This window comes from Glutamicibacter sp. AOP5-A2-18, assembly GCF_052446055.1.
In the GTDB taxonomy this organism is placed as follows: domain Bacteria; phylum Actinomycetota; class Actinomycetes; order Actinomycetales; family Micrococcaceae; genus Glutamicibacter.
Map to the genome: position 1 here is coordinate 3,396,066 of NZ_JBQSVW010000001.1, position 16,560 is coordinate 3,412,625.

Genomic DNA, 16,560 nt, shown 5'->3' on the forward strand with positions numbered 1-16,560 from the left:
CTAGTCCTCGTCGTGGTGGTGGTCGTGGTCTGCCTGGCCGCGGCGCCAGTAGCCGTCGACATCCCAGTTGTCGCGGTCCAGCCCCAGATCGTTCTTCAGATAGCGGCGCAACGGCTTGATGGACATCGACTCGCCGGCCACCCAGATGAAGCCTTCCCCTTCGGGCAGTTGCTGGGCTTTCACGGCCTGCTCCAGCAAGTCGGTGCTCCCTGCCGGGGAGGAACCGCGATGCAGCCAGCTGAGCTGCAATTGCGCCGGGCTGTCCAGGACGATCTCATCGGCAGCGTCGTTGACCTCGATGAAGGCGAAGACCTTCGCCTCGGCGCGCAGCCCGGAGACCCATCGGGCCAACGCCGGCAGGGCGGTTTCGTCCGCGGCCAGCACATACCAGTCGAAGACGTCCTTCACCCGGAAGGAGCCGCGCGGGCCGAGCAGGGCCAGCTGCTCGCCAGGCTGCACGGTGCCCGCCCAGCGTCCGGCGACCCCGTGCTCGTGCAGCACGAAATCCAGGTCCATCCACCCCTCGGACGGGTTGGCGTCCCGGATGGTGTAGTCGCGGCTGGTCATCGAGCGTCCATCGACCCACCGGTCGCCCACCACCGTGGGCAGCACCGGCCGGCCCTGCTCGTCGCGGTCGAAAAACACCTTGACGTGGTCTTCGGCCGCGACGCTGCGCAGCGACTTCAGGTCCTCGCCGGCCACGCGGATGCGGACCATGCGCGCTCCCAGCGGCTGAACCGATTCGACGGTCACCAGCCGGGGCACAAGCGGATGGGTATAGGTGGCGTTTTTGCCGTTTTCCTCGTCCGGTGCGATGATTTCGCCGGATGCCGGATCATGGGTCGTGATAATCATGGTGGGGTCCTTGTGACGTGGTGGCTAGAGGCTCTTGAGCGATTCTTCGATCTGCTCGACCACACGCAGGGCGGCGCCGTAGTTGTCCGGGAAGAAGTGGGTCAGGCCGAAGGCGTGCTTGTCCTTGACCGCCGGCAGCGAGGTCCAGGTGGCCTGCCCTTCAAGGGTGTCCAGCGCGTCGGACGCGCCGTCGGTGTACTGCGGGTAGAAGATTACGGTGGCGTCGTCGATCTTGGAGAGCTGCTCAAAGGAAAGGAACACGCCGTTTTCGGCTTCTTCGTTCTTGACAACCTCGGCGGCCAGCGCCCCCAGATCGTCCAGGACCTTGCCGATCCAGGAAATCTTGGAGTAGACGGTGACGTCCTCGTAGGCGTCCACTGCCGCGAAGGTGTTTTCCGATAGCTGCTGGGCGTAATCGGACTTCACCTGAGAGACCTTGTCCTCGTAGGCCTTCTTCTGCGCCTGGGCCTGCTCGCCGCTACCCAGGATTTCGGCCATGGCCACCGAGGCGTCGCGGGTGCCGGCGGAACCGTTGGTGCGGATCAGCACGGTGGGTGCGATGGCGTTGAGCTTTTCGAACTCGGCCTTCTTCTCGGAGCTGAGCTCCTGCGATGCGTCGTCGCCGCCGCGGACGAAGCCGATCATCAGGTCGGGCTTCAACTCGACGAGCTGCTCGTAGTCCCATCCGTCCGGGGTGAGGATTTTCGGGAGATTCTCTACCGCGTCATAGTCCGCGACGTTGCCGAAGGAATCATCAAAGGTGTCGCCGGCGGTGGCCAGCGGGGTCAGGCCGGCTTCCACGGCAGGCACTGCGCCACCCTCCAACGCCACGACGCGCTGTGGATCCGACGGGATGCTGACTTGTCCGAACGCGGTATCGACGGTGACGGAGCCATCCGCATTCTGTGCCGCCGCCGCGGCGGAAGTGCCGTTCTCGCCGTTGGCGTTGGAACCGGCGGCGCAGCCGGTGGCAAGCAGGGACAGGGACAAGGCCAGGGCGGCCCAGCGGGCGCGTGGAGTGAAATTCATGTGCGAGTACTTTCGGAGTTGTCGAATTCAGCGAAAACTTCGGTGACTAAGCGGATCACCTGGGGGCAACGTTATCATAGGCTAACCTTACCCAAAAACGTCGGCATGCGGGTTCGAAATTATTCGTCTTCTGCGGTCCGGGCGGGTCGCCCGGTACGGCAGGATCCGCCGTAGGCTTGAGGAGTGGAACCCGCAGATCATCCCCGCCCGTCCCCGCAGCCCCTCGCGTACCTGAGTTATCTCACCGCCACCGTCGACGACGTCCGGGACAAGGTCGCCGAACTGGGCGGCTATACGCGTTTGCTGGGCCCCGAAGCCTCTAAGGCCGGCACCTTCAAGGACCCGGCCGATGCCGCAGCGTTGCTCGCATCCAGAGCGTTGCTGCGCCTGCTGCTGGCCCGGGAACTAAACGCCGAGCCCCTGGCAACACGTGGACTGGAAATTACCCGCCACTGTCCGGGCTGCGGCGTCGCGGACCATGGGCAGCCACGCCACCGGCGCCGCGCAGTGTCGTTGTCCCGCACCAGGGAGCTGGTCATGGCTGCTGTGGCCCCCGCCGGCGTCCTGCTGGGCGTCGACGTTGAACGCGGGCCGGCGCTGAGCGCCAAGGGAATATTCCCCGGGTTCGACGACGCGGTACTCGCTCCCGGCGAGCGCGCAGCGGTGGCAGCCGCGGCGCGCCCCGACGCGCTGCGGCTGGCCTTGTTCTCGGCCAAGGAGGCACTGCTCAAGGCGGCGGGGGTGGGGCTGACCATTGAACCGGCCAGTTTTCTGGTTTCCGCCGACCCGCTGGGCCCGCCCGCTGGGTGGACCCCGGTGCACACACCCGGCGTGGACTCCGGCCCGGTCTACCTGCAGCCGGTGGACGCCGGGGCCGGGCATGTGGCCTCGCTGGCCTGCACCGCGCCGCTGATGGTCGAGCGCCTGGACATCGGCAAGCTGCCCGGCCAATGAGCGGCGCGGGCCGGCGCCGCGCCTAGCGGTCCTCGGCGGCCCGGATGCCGGGACCAACCTCCTCGTCCAGGATTTCTTCGGGCGTTTCGGGCTCGATCCTAAGCCCGCGCAATTCGCGAGCACCCAATGCCACCACGGCGCTAAGGCCGGCGGCCAGCGCGCCGCCGGCAACGATGGCTCCGCCCGGCCCGAGCGCCTTGGCCAGCAGCGAGAGCAGCGGCCCGCCCAAGGTGTCGCCCACGGTGCCCTGGGCGCTCCACACGGCGCTGACCCGGCCAAGCAGCCGGTCCGGGGTGCGCCCGGCGATGATCGCGTAACGGAAAATTTCGGCCAGCACGTCCCCCACCCCGGTCAAGGCCATGGCCGCCAGCGCTAACGGCAGCGAACTTGTCAGGCCCAGCGCCAGCACGCCAAGGCTGGAAGCGCACAGCACCACCAGCAGCACCCGGCCGGCCAGCCGCACCCGGCCGGTCCAGCCGCTGCTCAGCGAGGCGAGCAGGGCTCCGGCGGCCGGCGCCGAATACAGCAAGCCGGCGGCTTCGGGTCCCAGCCCCAGCTGGCGTTCGGCGAACTCCGGAATCAGCACGTAGGGCGAGGCGCACAGCAGCTGGATGAAACCCAGCAGCATGATCGGGCCGACCACCCGGTCGCGCGCCACGTAGGCCATCCCCTCCCGGGTATCGGCCCATGCCTGCCCGCAGCTGTGGCGGATGGCCGGGAGCAGCCCTGCCTGCCGGAGCTGCGGATCGGCCTGCACCTCGCCGCCCGGCTGCAGTTCGGGCAGGCCCCAGAGCAGGGCCACGCTGGCCACGCTGGCGACGATGACCCAGAGATACAGCCAGCCCGGGCCGGCCGCCGCGTACAGCAGGCCGCCCAGGGCGGGGGTGAGCACCATGCCCAAATCCATGCTGATCGCCATGAGCGCACTCGCGGCCGGGAGCTGGGCCGGTTCCACCGTGCGCGGCACCGTGGCGGACAGCGCGGTGGCGCTGATGCCGCCGGCCAGCCCGTCCACGACCGCTGCCAGATGGAATGCCGCCAGCATCGGCTCGGGGGCGAAGGCGTTAACCGCCAGCAGCGCGAAGCCGGCGACGGCTGCGCCGCGGGCCGCCAGGATGATCTTGCGCCGGTCCAAGCGGTCGGCCAGCAGGCCGCCGGACAGCGCCCCGGCGAAGCCTGCCAAACCCAAAACCGTTGCGACCAGGGCGACGTGGACCGACGAACCGGTCAGGGCGTAGACCTGCAGCGGAATCGCGGTGCCCAGCACGCCGATCCCGGCGATGGATACCAGTCGACCCCAAAAGATCAGGGCGAACGCCCGGCTGCTGCGCAGCGGACCCAGGTCGATTGCATGGCGGCGCAGCCATCGGATCACTGGGCGGATTCCCGCGGGGTGATGTCGGTCCAGTGCTCCTGGACGTAGTCATTGGCGGCGTCCAGGTCACACGGGCCGAAGACCTGCGTCCAGCCGGCCGGGACCTGCGCGAAGTCGGGCCAGAGGCTGTGCTGGTTCAACTGGTTGACCAGGACGAGGAAGCTGCCGTCGGTTCGGTCGAAGGGGTTCATTCTCTTGCTCCTTGTGTTGTTTAAAAAATCTGGAAGGTCTTTTGCTCGGTCAGTTGCCGGCGTGCTCGGCTTCGGCACGCGCCAGGTCCTCGCGCAATTGCGGCCCGATGACGCCCAGCGCTGCCGGGCTGGTCATCTCGTGGTGGCCGGCTTCGATAAGCTGCTGGGCGAAGTGCCCCGCGCTGTGCTCGGCCCAGCCGGCCGCGGCGCGCGCAGGGTCGCTGGCAGCCACCCCGTGGCGGCTGATCGTCGCGGTGTATAGGCGGGTGTCCGCGTGCACTCGGTCGTAACGGGCGCCGGGCAGCAGCCCGACGCTGTAGGCGTAGGAGTCCAGGATCGCCTCCAGCTTGTCGCTGGCGAAGTGGCTCCAGGCTCCCCCGGCCTCGGCCAGGAACTCCAGCACCTCCTCGCGCCGGTAGGGGCTCGTGAGCCACTGGGGAAGCTCGCGCAGCGCGCCGGCCAGCAGGAAGTTCAGCGCTTCCTGTTCCAGGGCGGCGGCGTCGTCCGGGGCCGGGCCTTGGACAGGGTTCGTGGTGACGGCGTCCGCATCCAGCAGCGAGAGCGTGAGCACCTCATCCCCTTGCTTCTCCAGCGCGCCGGCCACCATATGGGCCAGATGCGCTCCGAAGGACCAGCCCAGCAGGTGGTACGGGCCGCGCGGATGACGCTTGCGGATTGCCTGGACTAGGCAGTCGCGCAGCGCGGCCATGTCCTGCGGGGCCGGCCCGGAAAGCCGCGGGGACTGCAGGGCAATGATTTCGCGTCCACGGCCCAGATGCCCGGCCAGCCCGGCGTAGCTCCAGCCCAGGCCACCGGCCGGGTGGAAGCAGTACAGCGGGGCGCCGGCCCCCGTGCCGCCGGCCAGCGGCAGCACCATGTCGAAGGAGGAATCGGTACCGGCGGACAGCTTGGAGGCCAGCAGTTCCACGGTGGGCGCCGCGGCCAGCGCGCCCACCGTCAGCGGGGTCTCGAAACGCGCGCGCAGCAGCGACACGGCGCGCATGGCCTTGAGCGAATCCCCGCCCAGCACGTAGAAGTCGTCCTCCGCGTGCACCGAATCCACGCCGAGCACGGTGCTGAACACCTCGGCGACCGCGATCTGCGCGGCGCCGGCCGGGGCCCGGCCTGCGCTCGGGGCGGGAAGCGGCAACGCGGCGACATCCAGCTTGGTGTTCGGGGTCAACGGCAACTTCTCGATCAGCACCAGGTGGGCCGGGACCATGTAGTCCGGCAGTTCGCGGCGAGCACTGGCACGCACGGCGTCCAACAGCCCGGCGCGGGCCTCCTCGGTGTCCGCGCCGGCGGCGGGAACCACGTAGCCGATCAACGCCACGTGGCCCTGCGGCATGCGGCGGGCCAGCACGGCGGCCGAGCCGACCCGCGGATCAGTGGCGAGCACCGCCTGCACTTCGCCCGGCTCGATGCGGTAGCCGCGGATCTTGACCTGGGCGTCGGAGCGGCCGTGGAAGCGCAGCTGCCCGGAGGCGTCCAGCGAGACAACGTCCCCGGTGCGGTACATGAGTGTGCCCGGGACGCCAAAGGGGTTGGCGATGAAGCGGGAGGCGGTCAGCGCGGCGCGTCCCACGTAGCCGTGCGCCAGTCCGTCGCCGGCCAGGTACAGTTCGCCGGGCGCGCCCTCGGCCACCGGGCGCAGCGCGCTGTCCAGCACGTAGGCTTCGGTGTTCTCGATCGGCCCGCCGACCACCGGCACTGCGCTGCCGCCGGTGCCGGCGCCCAGGGCGTTGATGGTGTATTCGGTGGGGCCGTAGAGGTTGTATCCCTCGGACACCGGGTCTGCGCGCAGCGCATCCCAAACCTCGGCGCCCACCGCTTCGCCGCCCAGCAGCACCAAGGCAGGATGGTGCGTCCCGGCGGCCAACAGCCCCTCGGCCAGCAGCGCCGAAGCCACCGAAGGGGTCACGTTGATGACGTCCACGCGATGTTCACGCAGGTAGCCGACCATCTGCCCCGCGTCGCGGCGCAGCGCCTCGTCCAGCACGTGCACTGTGTGCCCCTCGATGAGCCAGAACAGCTCTTCCCAGGACATGTCGAAGGCGAAGGACACGGTATGTGCGACTACCAGCGGGCGGTCCGGGACTCGGGCGATGGCCGGATCGAAGATCTCGCGCCGGTGGTTGGCCAGCATGTTGACTAGGCCGCGGTGCGGTACGGACACGCCCTTGGGCTCGCCGGTGGAGCCCGAGGTGAACATCAGGTAGGCGGTGTCAGCGTGGGTGTAGCCGGAATGAAGCTGTGCGGCCCCGGCCCCGGCATGGCCGGCGGCCGCCGCATCATCCAGCACCAGCACCCTGGTTCCGGCGGCGGCGAGCAGCGCAGCGTCCCTCGACGAGCCCGGTTCCAACAGCACCGCATCGGCCTCTGCAGTGGTGAACATCTTCGCGGCACGGGCATCCGGGTAGGCAGCATCCAAGGGGATGTAGGCCGCCCCGGCAGCCATCACGGCGAAAATGGCGGCCACGAAGCGGTTCCCGCGCGGCAGGCCCAATCCCACGGTGGATCCCGGACCCAGGCCCTGGGCTCGCAGCCAGCCGGCGATCGAGGACACCTCGGCCCACAACTCGGTGTAACTGAGGGTGCGCGCCCCGTCGACGAGCGCAGGGCGCTGCGGGTGGGCGGCGGCGGTGCGTTCCAGCAATGCGACCAGTGAGTCCTCGCCCAGCTGCCGCACGGTGCCCGCCAGCCCGGAGGACTGCGGCTGGTCAGCAACCGCAGCCAGCGCGGTGCCCAGCGGGGCCTGCGCATGGGCGGCCAGCGCCGCCAAGGTGGCGATCACCGATTCCACCAGGGCGCCCGCGACCGCGGCCGAAAACTGCTCGCCCTGATACGCCAGAATCAGCCGGTAGGTGTCACCCGGATGCACTATGAAGGTCAGCGGGTAGTGGGTGGCGTCCCCGCCCTCGATTTCCAGCAGCCCGGTGTCAGCGCTGAGCCTGTCCAGCGCCGCGTCGTCCTCCGGAGTATTGCGCATGACGTAGAGGGTGTCGAACAGGGTGCCGATGCCAGCATCCTGCTGGATGGTTGACAGCCCGACGAACTGGGCCTGCAGGCTCTCGCCCTGGCGGGCCTGCACCTGGCGCAGCAGTGCATCCACCCGGGTATGCGGATCCAACTCCGTGACCACCGGGACGGTATTCAGGAACAGGCCGATCATCTCGTCCACCCCGGCAAGCTCCGGAGGACGGCCGGAGACCGTGGAGCCGAAGACTACGGTGTCCTGGCCGGTGAGCCGGCGCAGCGCCAGCGACCAGCCCAGGGAATACACGGTGTTGATCGACACCCGCGCGGTGCGGGCCAGCGCGATCAGCGCGTCGGTCAACCCGTCCGGCAGGTCCATCTCCACGACCTCGGGCAGCACGGCGGAGCGTTCCGCGGCTTCCGGCGCGACCAGCGTGCCGTTGGCGAGGCCGGCTAGCTGGTCGCGCCACACGCCGCGGGCGGCCTGCTCATCCTGTTCGGCCAGCCACTGGAGGTAGTTGCGGAACTGGGCCGGCTCGCCCAGCGCCTGGTCCCGGCCTCCTGCACGGTAGTGCCGCAGCAGCTCGGTGACCAGCAGCGCGTCGGACCAGCCGTCGATCAGGATGTGGTGGTTGGTGACAACCAAGGCGCCTCCCTCGGACCCCAGGTCCGCGTAGGCGAAGCGGATCAGCGGCGGCCGGCTCATCTCGAACTTCGCCTGGCGTTCATCAACCTGCAGCCGTTCGAGCTCGCGCCCGGCGTGCGGGTCCGCGGACAGGTCCAGCTGGCGCCAGGGCAATGGAACGGCGGCGGGAATGAACTGCACGGGGGTGTCGAACTGTTCGTGGGCGAAGCCGGCGCGCAGGATCGGATGGCGTTCAAGCAGGCTGGCGCAGGCCTGGCGCAGCGCGGCCACGTCCACCGGCGCGGCGAAGCGGTAGGTGGACTGCATGGTGTACACGTCCAGCGCCTCCGGGTCGGCGAGCGCGTGGAAGAGCAGGCCGTTCTGCAGCGGGGCTAGCGGCAGCACGTCGATGATCTCCGGTTCGGCCGGCTCGGTATTCTGGGGCTCGGCGTTCTGCGCCTCGGTGGTTGAGGTGGTCACTAGTTTCCCTTCAACAGGTTGGCCAGCGAGGCCATCGAGGCCCCGTCAAGCGTGATCATGGGTTTTCCGGCCGCCGGGGCAGGTGCCGCGGGGGCTTCCCCGCTGTCCCCGGCGGCGGTGGCGGCCGGCGCGGCGGGCACGAGGTGTTCCGCCACGGCGGCCAGGTCGGCGGCGACCGGGTTGGCGAAGACCTGGGAGATCGTTGCCTTGTACCCGGACTTGCGCAGGGCGCTCAGCAGTGACATCGCGGCCATGGAGTCGCCCCCGGCGGCGAAGAAGTCGCTGTCAGCGCCGGCAGTTGGCATGCGCAGCACCTGCCCGTAGGCGGCTGCCACCGCGTCCACAACCGCTGCGTCCGCGCCGCGGGGCGCCGCATGCCGGGCATCGGCCGCGGCCAGGACCTCGCGCGCCGGAGCCAGCCGGGCTGCCAGCAGCCTGCGCAGCACCGGCAGCGCGGTGCCCAGTGCCAGGCATTCGAAGGCCACCACCAGGGCCGAGAGCACCTGGCGGGCGGCGGTTTCGGGCACCTCGGCGCCGAATTCCAGTTCGACTTCCAGCACCTCGCCCACCGAGACGCTGACGGACAGCGGGTATTCGGTGGCGTCCTGGGAGTGGATTTTGCCCAGGCGCGGGGCCCCGTCCGGGGTGTTCCCCTCGGTTTGCGGATAATTTTCAACAACCAGCAGGGTGTCGAACAGGGTGCCCACGCCCAGGGCGCCGGTGATCTTCGACAGCGGCACTCCGGCCGATTCAACGATCCACCGGCCGGCCGCATGGGCGGCGCCCAGCAGCGCCGTGGAATTCTTCTGCTCCAGGTCCACTGCCACCGGCAGGGTGTCGATGAACATGCCCGGCAACTGGGCCATGCCCGGCACGTCGATGGCGCGGCCGGAGCTGACCGTGCCATACACCGGGATGTCGGTGTCAAGCAGTGCGCCGAGCACCAGCGCCCAGGCGGCGTTCGCGGCGTCGGCCACCGTGGCCGAGGCCTTGCGGGCGCGCTTGGCCAGCGCCTTGCGCACGTGGGCGCCGAGCTGGATGCCGATCACCGTGGGCAGCGCCGTATTTTCCGGATCGCGGTGGCGCAGCACGTGGCCCGGACGGCCTGGGGCCAGGACCCGCCGCCATTCGGCGACCCGAGCTTGGTCGTCGCGCGCGGCCAGCGAACGGGCGAAGGCGTCATAGCCGCTGCCGGCAGGGGCTACCGGCTGCGGCACCTCGGCTCCCCCTGCGGCGCGCGCGTAGTGTTCGAACAGCTCATCCACCAGCGGCGGAATGGACCAGCCATCCAGCAGCAGGTGGTGGTTGGCCAGGATCAGCTGGCTATGCGGCTCGCCGGTTTCCGGGTGCGCTCCGAAGTCGACCAGTTCCAGCCGCAGCAGCGGACCGGCTTCCACGTCGAAGCCGCGGGCCATGTGCTCGGCACGGACCTCCTCGGCGAGCTGTTGCCGGGCTTCCGGATCCAGCCCGTGGCTGCGGCGCACGGCCACCTGCGGGGCGAGCCCGGCCAGCGGGACGAACACCGGGGCTCCGTGATCCGGCCAGTACACGGTGGAGCGCAGCTGCGGGTGGACCGCGGCCAGCGCCGCCACGGCCTTCCGCAGCGTCGCCGGGTCCACCGGGCCGAACAGCTCCAGCCCGGCCAAGGACAGGTAGGTGTCGTGCGGGGCGGCGGCCGCGTGCACGGCCATGGCCTGCTGCACGCCGGTCAGCGGCCAGACGCCCTGGGCTGCCGGGCGTTCGGCCAGCAGCCGCGAGGTTTCAGCGGTTCCCAGCCCCACGACGTCATGCAGGGCGCCGGCGGTGCCGGCGGCCAGCGGGTCCATCCCGGACAGGCCTGCCAGCGCGGCGCGGACGGCCTGGGGAAGACCACGGCCGGCGGCGTTGGCCGCGGCCAGCTGCCAGCGCAGCACCAGGTGCGGGCCGTCCGCGGCGTCGGTGACGTAGGCGTTCAGTTCCACCGGGTGGGTGGCGGGCAGCGCCCGGTGCAGTCCCAGCTCGCTTTCCAGCGCGGCGGCGTCCGCCGCCGGCTGCCATTCGCCGTCGGCCACGGCGTCGCGGCCCAGGTAATTGACCAGAAGCTGGGCGCCGGCGGCATCTTCCGCGGCGGCCAGCTTCTCGCCGGCCGAGCCGGCAAGGTGGCGCAGCATCCCGTAGCTGGCGGTATCCGTTGGCAGCGCGGCCGACGCGGCGCGTGCTGCACGCAACCAGGCTTGAGGCGCCGACGCCTGGGTGCCGCCGCTGGCCGCGGCGGACAGGCTCAGTGGCCAGGTGGCGGTGAACCACCCCACGGTGCTGCCGACTTCCACGGTATCGCGGGCGTCGTTGAAGCGGGTGCCGGCCGGGCGTCCGTGGCCCTCGGCCTCCAACAGCACGCAGGTGCCGTCCGCCAGTGTGCCTGCCACCGCCGCGTGCAGCACGGTGTCCATGCCGCAGCCCTCGCCCAGCGCGAGCAGGCCGCGTGTGGTTTCCGCGTCCAGGGTGTGCACGACCTCCCGGGTGTCGGCCAGCGTTCCCAGCTGGCGGGAATCCGAGTAGCGCACCTGTGCCAGGTCCCCCGGATCCAGCACGGAGAGCCAGCGATCTGCCAGCGCCCGGTCGGCGGCCAGGGCCAGCGCGGCTTGGTGCGAGGCGGCGGCCCAGGCGCGCAGGTTGGCGCAGGCGGCGGCCCAGGCGCGCAGGTTGGCGCAGGCGGCTGGAAGGGCCCGGGTGTCCGGCGTGTCATGGGTGTCTTCAACCAGCCGGCGCAGGTCATCGGTCAGCAGGCGCCAGGAGTAGATGTCCACGGCAACGTGGTGCACTGCCAGCGCAAGCACGCCGTAGCCCGACTCGGCCGGGCGGTACACGGCGGCCGCCACGCGGCCTGTCCGCTCATCCAGTTCAAGACAGGCGGTGCGCAAGGCCTCGAAGAACAGCCGCTCGCCGCAGTCGGCGGCCAGCGTGGTCAGCGGCAGCTTTGCGCCGGGCAGCACCTCGGCCCCGGTGCCGTCCACCCGCAGGCGCAGAGCCGGGTGACGTTCGGCCAAAATGGTCAGCGCGCGTTGCAGGCTGGCGGCCTGGACGCCGGCGGGCACGTTGAGCACACGCAGCTGCTGGAAGCCGCGGCCGTCCGCCCCGGTTCGATCCAGCAGGCCGCGGTACCAGGCCAGGGCCGGGGTATCCGCTAACGTCCCGTCGGCGGCCAGTTCGGCCGACCGGGTCGGGGCGGCCTCCGCGGCGGCAGCGGCCAACCCTGCAGCGGTGGGGTTGCGGTAGATCTCGCCCAGCGAAACGACCAGTCCCCGGGCGCGCAGCGCGCCGATCAGCGCGATCACTGCCATGGAGTCCGCGCCCAGCGCGAAGATGTCCCGGGACGGGTCCACCGAGTCGAGCTGGAGCACCTCGGCGACTGCCTGGGCGGCCAGCGCGGTGCGGGTGTCCTCCGCGACGGCGGGCTGCGCAATCGAAGATTTTTCGGGGTCAAGCGAAGCAGGCTCTGCGAGATCGGCTTCGGCCCGTGCGGCCTCGGCCAGCCGTGCGGTGACTATCTCGAGTCCCAGCTGCTCGGGCTGCGGCTGGGTGCCGCCGGCCAGCGCTGCCAGCGCGGTACGCACTGCCTGGGCCAGCGCTGCCGCAACCAGCGGATCCCCGCCAGCCAGCTCGACTTCCAGGGCCAGCTCCTCGCCCGGGGTCAGGGTCAGGCACACCGGGTAGTTGGTGCCGTCCTGGCCGCCGAGCGCAGTGACCTCAAGGCCGGAAACGGCCGTTTCCCCGCGTTGAGGGTAGTTCTCCACCACCAGCAAGGTGTCGAATGGTTCGGCGCCGAGCACCGACTTGATCCGGCCCATGCCCAGGTGGGCGGCGCGGGCCAGCGCGGTGTTCTGCCGTCGGGCTTCGTCCAGCAGCTCCGCGCTGGGGGCTTCCGGACGCGGCTGCAGCCGCACCGGCGCGGTGGTGATGAACATGCCGATCATCTCGTCGATGCCCGGCACTTCCGCATCGCGGCCGGAGCGGGTGGCGCCCAGCGCGACGTCGGCGGTTCCTGTTGCCGCGGCCAGCACGGTGGCCCAGGCTGCCTGGGCGGCATCGGCCAGGGTGTGCCCCGAGGCGCGCAGCGCGGCGGAAAGCTGCGCGGCGGACGGGGCCTGCAGGTAAGCGGTAGCGCGCACGGTGCCTTCGCCGGCGCGGGTCAGCGCGGCCAGCGTGGTGGGCGCGCCGAAGCCGGCAAACTCGCTGCGCCAGGCCGCTTCCAGCTGCCCGGAACTGGTTTCCAACTGGGCCAGCCACTGGAGATACCCCGTCATCGGGCGTGATTCGGGCAACCGGCCACCTGCTAGCAGGGTGTCCAGTTCCTCGGTGAGCAGCGAGGTGGACCAGCCATCCACCAGCAGGTGGTGCAGGCAGAGGACAAGTTCCCAAGCAGTGTCCGAGATGCGCAACAATCGTCCGCTGGCCAGCGGCCCGGTGGCCAGGTCCATCGGCTCGGCGCGCAGGGCCTCCTCGACCCGCCCCACCGCTGCGGCCATATCCGGCTCCGACCGCAAATCCTCGGTCTGCAGCGTCCAACGCATCCTATCCAAAATGGCCAGGCGCGGGGCGGGCAGGTCGTGCTGGAAGATCACGCCGCGCAGCTGGGGATGGCGTGCGGCCAGCGTATCCAGTGCGCGGGCGACCTGCTCGTCATCTGGCAACCGGGTTTCATCCGCTGCGGCCAGGCGCCAGCGGGTGGTGGTCTGGTAGGTTCCGTCGGTTTCGCGCTCGTGGTGCAGCACCATGCCCAGCTGGGTGGCGGTCAGCTCCCACACGTCCACCGCGACGGCGCCCAGGCTTGCCGCCCGGTCCGCCAGCACCGCGGAGCGTTCAGTGCCCAGGGCTGCCAGCCGGCCGGCCGCGCCGGTGCCGTCAGGCTCGGTCCCGGCAGCCGCGGGCTCGGGCTGCCGGGCTTCGAGTTCGCGGGCCATGTCCGCCAGCGTTCCGGCGGCCAGCAACTTCGCCACGGAGTAGCCGTAGCCCTCACGGTGCAGCCCGGCGATGACCTGGATCGCGGCGATCGACTCTCCGCCCAGGGCCATGAATCGCTGCCCCGGGGACGGTTCGTCGGATAGCCCCAGCACCCGGGTGACCACCGCGGTCACCGCGGCCAGCTCGGCCTCCGATGCCCCGGCTACCGCGCCGGATTCCGCTGGCTTGGCCGGGTCAGCGACGCCGAAGTCGGGGGCTGGCAGAGCACGGGAATCCAGCTTGCCGCTGCCGGTCACCGGCAGCGACTCCAGCAGCACCACCGCGGCCGGCACCATGGCGCGCGGCAGCCCGCCGGCGCAGGCGGCGCGCAGCTCGGCGGCCAGCCGCGGATCGCCCACGGCGGACGGGTCGGACGGGACCACCCAGGCCACCAGGCGTTCGCCCAGCCGCGGGTCCGTGGCTTTCAGCACCGCGGCACGGCGCACGGTGCACTGTCCGGCCAGGAAGGCTTCGATTTCCCCGGGTTCGATGCGCACGCCGTGCAGGGAGATCTGCGCGTCGGTGCGGCCGAGCAGCGCCAGCTGCCCGTCCGGACGCCAGGCCGCGGCGTCGCCGGTGCGGTACAGGCGCTCCCCCGGGGCGAAGGGGTGGGCGGTGAAACGGGCGGCGGTCAGCGCGCTGCGCGAAAGGTAGCCTTCGGCCAGCTGCGGGCCTGCGAGGTAGAGTTCGCCCACAGTGCCCGGGGCGACGCGGCGCAACTGGGAATCCAGGACCAGCGCGCCGGTGGCGCCGACCGGGCGGCCGACCACCGGTTCCGGCGCGTCAGTCACGGCCGCGGCCAGCGCATCCACGGTGGCTTCGGTAGGGCCATACAGGTTGTAGACGACGGAACCGGATTCCCGGGCCAGCTGCCCCATGCGCTGCCAGAGCGCGGCGGGGAAGCTTTCGCCACCTGCCACGCAGATTTCCGGCAGCCGGGTCATCGCCCCGCTGGAGATCACCGCGTTCCACAGGGTCGGGGTGAAGTCCAGGTAGCCGATGCGGTGCGCGGCGACGTAGTCGGCCAGCGCGAACGGGTCCAGGTACTCGTCCTCGGTCAGCAGGTGCAGGGTATGCCCGGTGAACAACGACAGGAAGGCGTCCCAGTGCGCGTCGAAGTGGAAGGCGGAGGTGTGCGCCACCTGCAGGGTGCGGCCCTCCGGGTAGAGCTCGCGCTGTTGGCGGGCGGCGAGGTGGGCCAGTGCGCGGTGCGGCACGGCCACTGCCTTGGGCTCGCCGGTGGAGCCGGAAGTGAACACGATGCCGGCGGTGTCCGCGGCCTGAGGGGCGATCGGTGTGGGGGCCGGGTGCGATCCGATCCCGGTGGCGCGCAGGCCCTCGCCGTCCCAGACCAGCGCCGGGCTGGTGAGCTGAAGCGCGCGCTCGACGCGGGCGGCGGGCCACCCGTTATCCAGCACCACCAGGGTCACCGCGCTGCGCAGGGCAGCCAGGTGGGCCACCACGATGTCCAGTCCCCGGGGCAGCCGCACGGCCAGACTCCGGTGGCCGGTGGCGGTTGTCAGCAGTCCGGCCAGGCGGTCGGCGGCTTGCTGCGCCAGCACGTCGAGTTCGGCGTAGTTGTAGCTGGTGCCGCCGACGACCAGGGCGGTGGCCTGCGGCGCGGCGGCGACCTGGCGGGCAAAGAGCTCGGGCAGCAGCGGCTGGCTTCCGGCGTAATCGCGGCCGGAGGTCTCGAATCCGTTGACCCGGGCCGGGTCCATGAGCTCGATTGCGGCGATGCGGGACTCCGTATCCAGTGCCAGCGCGGTGAGCCCGCGGACCAAGGCCTCGGCCAAGGTAGCGGCCACGTGCGCGGGGACACGCGCGTCGTAGTCCAGTTCGATCTGCCAGCGCTCGCCGGCCCGCACGTGCACGTTGACCGGGTAGTGGCTGGAGTCGCCGGTGGCCTTCAACGTGGCCTGAAGCCCGTCCAGCGCGAAGCGGTCCGGTGCGCCGCCGGCGTCGAAGCTGAGCAGCGACCACGCCAGCTCGCCGGTGGCGGACAGCGCGCGCTCGATGCCCGGAACACCAAGGTGCTGGTGCTCCAGGCTGCGGTTCCACCACTGCTGCTGGCGCACCACGGAGTCCAGCAGGGAATCCCCGGGCTGGTAGTCGCCGGAGGCGAGCACAGTCTCGGTGAGCATGCCGCAGACGGTGTCGGCGTCCGGGCGGGAGGGATCGCGCAGGGCCACAGGCAGGGCGAAGGCGGTGCCGGTGGTACCGGCCGCGAAGTCCGCGGCCAAGGCCCAGGCGGTCCGCAGCGCGGTGGCCGGCGTGAATCCATGGGTGCGGGCGGCGGCGTTCAGCGCCGTGACGGTGGCTGCAGGCAGTTCGCGGGTTTCGCTCGCCTGGCCGGTGCCGGCCAGCGCGGGTGCGCCGAGGAAGTGCGGGCGCGGCCCGGTGTCGGCATGGGCCAGGGTCTGTGCGAAGAACGCGGCGGCGGCCTCGCGATCAGCGGAGGCGATCCAGCCCAGGTGCTCGGCGTAGCTGCCGGTGGCGGCGGGCAGGTCGGACGGGGCGCGGGTGCCGCGCACGGCGGCCAGCTCCCGCAGCCACTGGCCCAGCAGCAGCGGCATGGACCAGCCGTCGAGGACGAGATGGTGCGCGGTGATGACCAGCTCATGGGCCGATGATGATTCCGAGGCCAGGGCGAAGCGCAGCAGCGGCGGGTCCTGCAGGTCGAACCCGGCCGCGGACTGCGCGCCGGCCAGCGCCTCGACGTCCGGTCCGGTGGTGAACGCCCGGGCCGCCAGCTCCTCGTTCCATGGCTCCACGAAGGAAACCGGGTCACCGGTCTCGTCCAGCAGGAAGCCGGCACGCAGGTTTTCCACCCGGCGCAGCAGGCCCAGCGTGGCGGCGCGGGCCTCGTCAGGGTCAAGCGGACCAGCCAACCGGACACGGGTCTGGCCGACGTACGGGTCGGACGCCTGCTCTTGGTCGTGGAGCATCAGCGTGTGGGCCACCAGACCGCGCTGCAAGGCGGTGGTCGGCCACCAGGCCAGCTGCGCGTCCAGCGGGTCGGGGGCTTGCCCGGTGTCGGGCAGGCCGTGGGAATTTTCGACGTCGTGTCGGGTCAGCTCGGTCATGGGGTCCTT

Annotated in this window: 7 protein-coding genes; 1 reads left to right on the top strand and 6 read right to left on the bottom strand. The window is 71.1% G+C overall.

Translation table 11 applies throughout. The features are described from left to right. Together ACT3RW_RS16320 and ACT3RW_RS16325 are read right to left on the bottom strand one after the other, a co-directional pair. Positions 1-855, bottom strand: a complete 855-nt coding sequence (locus tag ACT3RW_RS16320) for a siderophore-interacting protein (RefSeq protein WP_443452580.1) — start codon at positions 853-855, stop codon at positions 1-3. 24 nt (positions 856-879) lie between these two features. Then, complete coding sequence (locus ACT3RW_RS16325) at positions 880-1,884, bottom strand: ABC transporter substrate-binding protein (protein ID WP_442347858.1); 1,005 nt, start codon at positions 1,882-1,884, stop codon at positions 880-882. Positions 1,885-2,067: 183 nt separating this feature from the next. Here ACT3RW_RS16325 and ACT3RW_RS16330 point away from each other — a divergent pair, with 183 nt between their 5' ends. After that, a complete protein-coding gene (locus ACT3RW_RS16330) occupies positions 2,068-2,838 on the top strand; it encodes a 4'-phosphopantetheinyl transferase family protein (RefSeq protein ID WP_102599286.1) in 771 nt (256 codons plus the stop codon). Between the two features lie 22 nt (positions 2,839-2,860). On the opposite strand, the gene entS is transcribed toward ACT3RW_RS16330, so the two are convergent. Genes entS through ACT3RW_RS16350 form a run of 4 tightly spaced genes read right to left on the bottom strand, consistent with a single transcriptional unit; the run spans position 2,861 to position 16,551 of the window. Then, entirely contained in the window at positions 2,861-4,213 is a 1,353-nt protein-coding gene (gene entS / locus ACT3RW_RS16335; protein WP_443446508.1) for an enterobactin transporter EntS, read from the bottom strand. Continuing rightward, on the bottom strand, positions 4,210-4,404 hold the full coding sequence (locus tag ACT3RW_RS16340) for an MbtH family protein (protein ID WP_013350576.1): 195 nt from the start codon (positions 4,402-4,404) through the stop codon (positions 4,210-4,212). Before ACT3RW_RS16340 ends, entS begins: the two co-directional genes overlap by 4 nt. Positions 4,405-4,453: 49 nt before the next feature. Continuing rightward, positions 4,454-8,485 (bottom strand): amino acid adenylation domain-containing protein, encoded by a 4,032-nt coding sequence (locus ACT3RW_RS16345; RefSeq protein WP_444614487.1) that lies wholly within the window; start codon positions 8,483-8,485, stop codon positions 4,454-4,456. After that, positions 8,485-16,551, bottom strand: coding sequence for a condensation domain-containing protein (locus ACT3RW_RS16350; protein WP_444614488.1), 8,067 nt, complete (start codon positions 16,549-16,551; stop codon positions 8,485-8,487). Before ACT3RW_RS16350 ends, ACT3RW_RS16345 begins: the two co-directional genes overlap by 1 nt. Positions 16,552-16,560 lie beyond the last annotated feature (9 nt).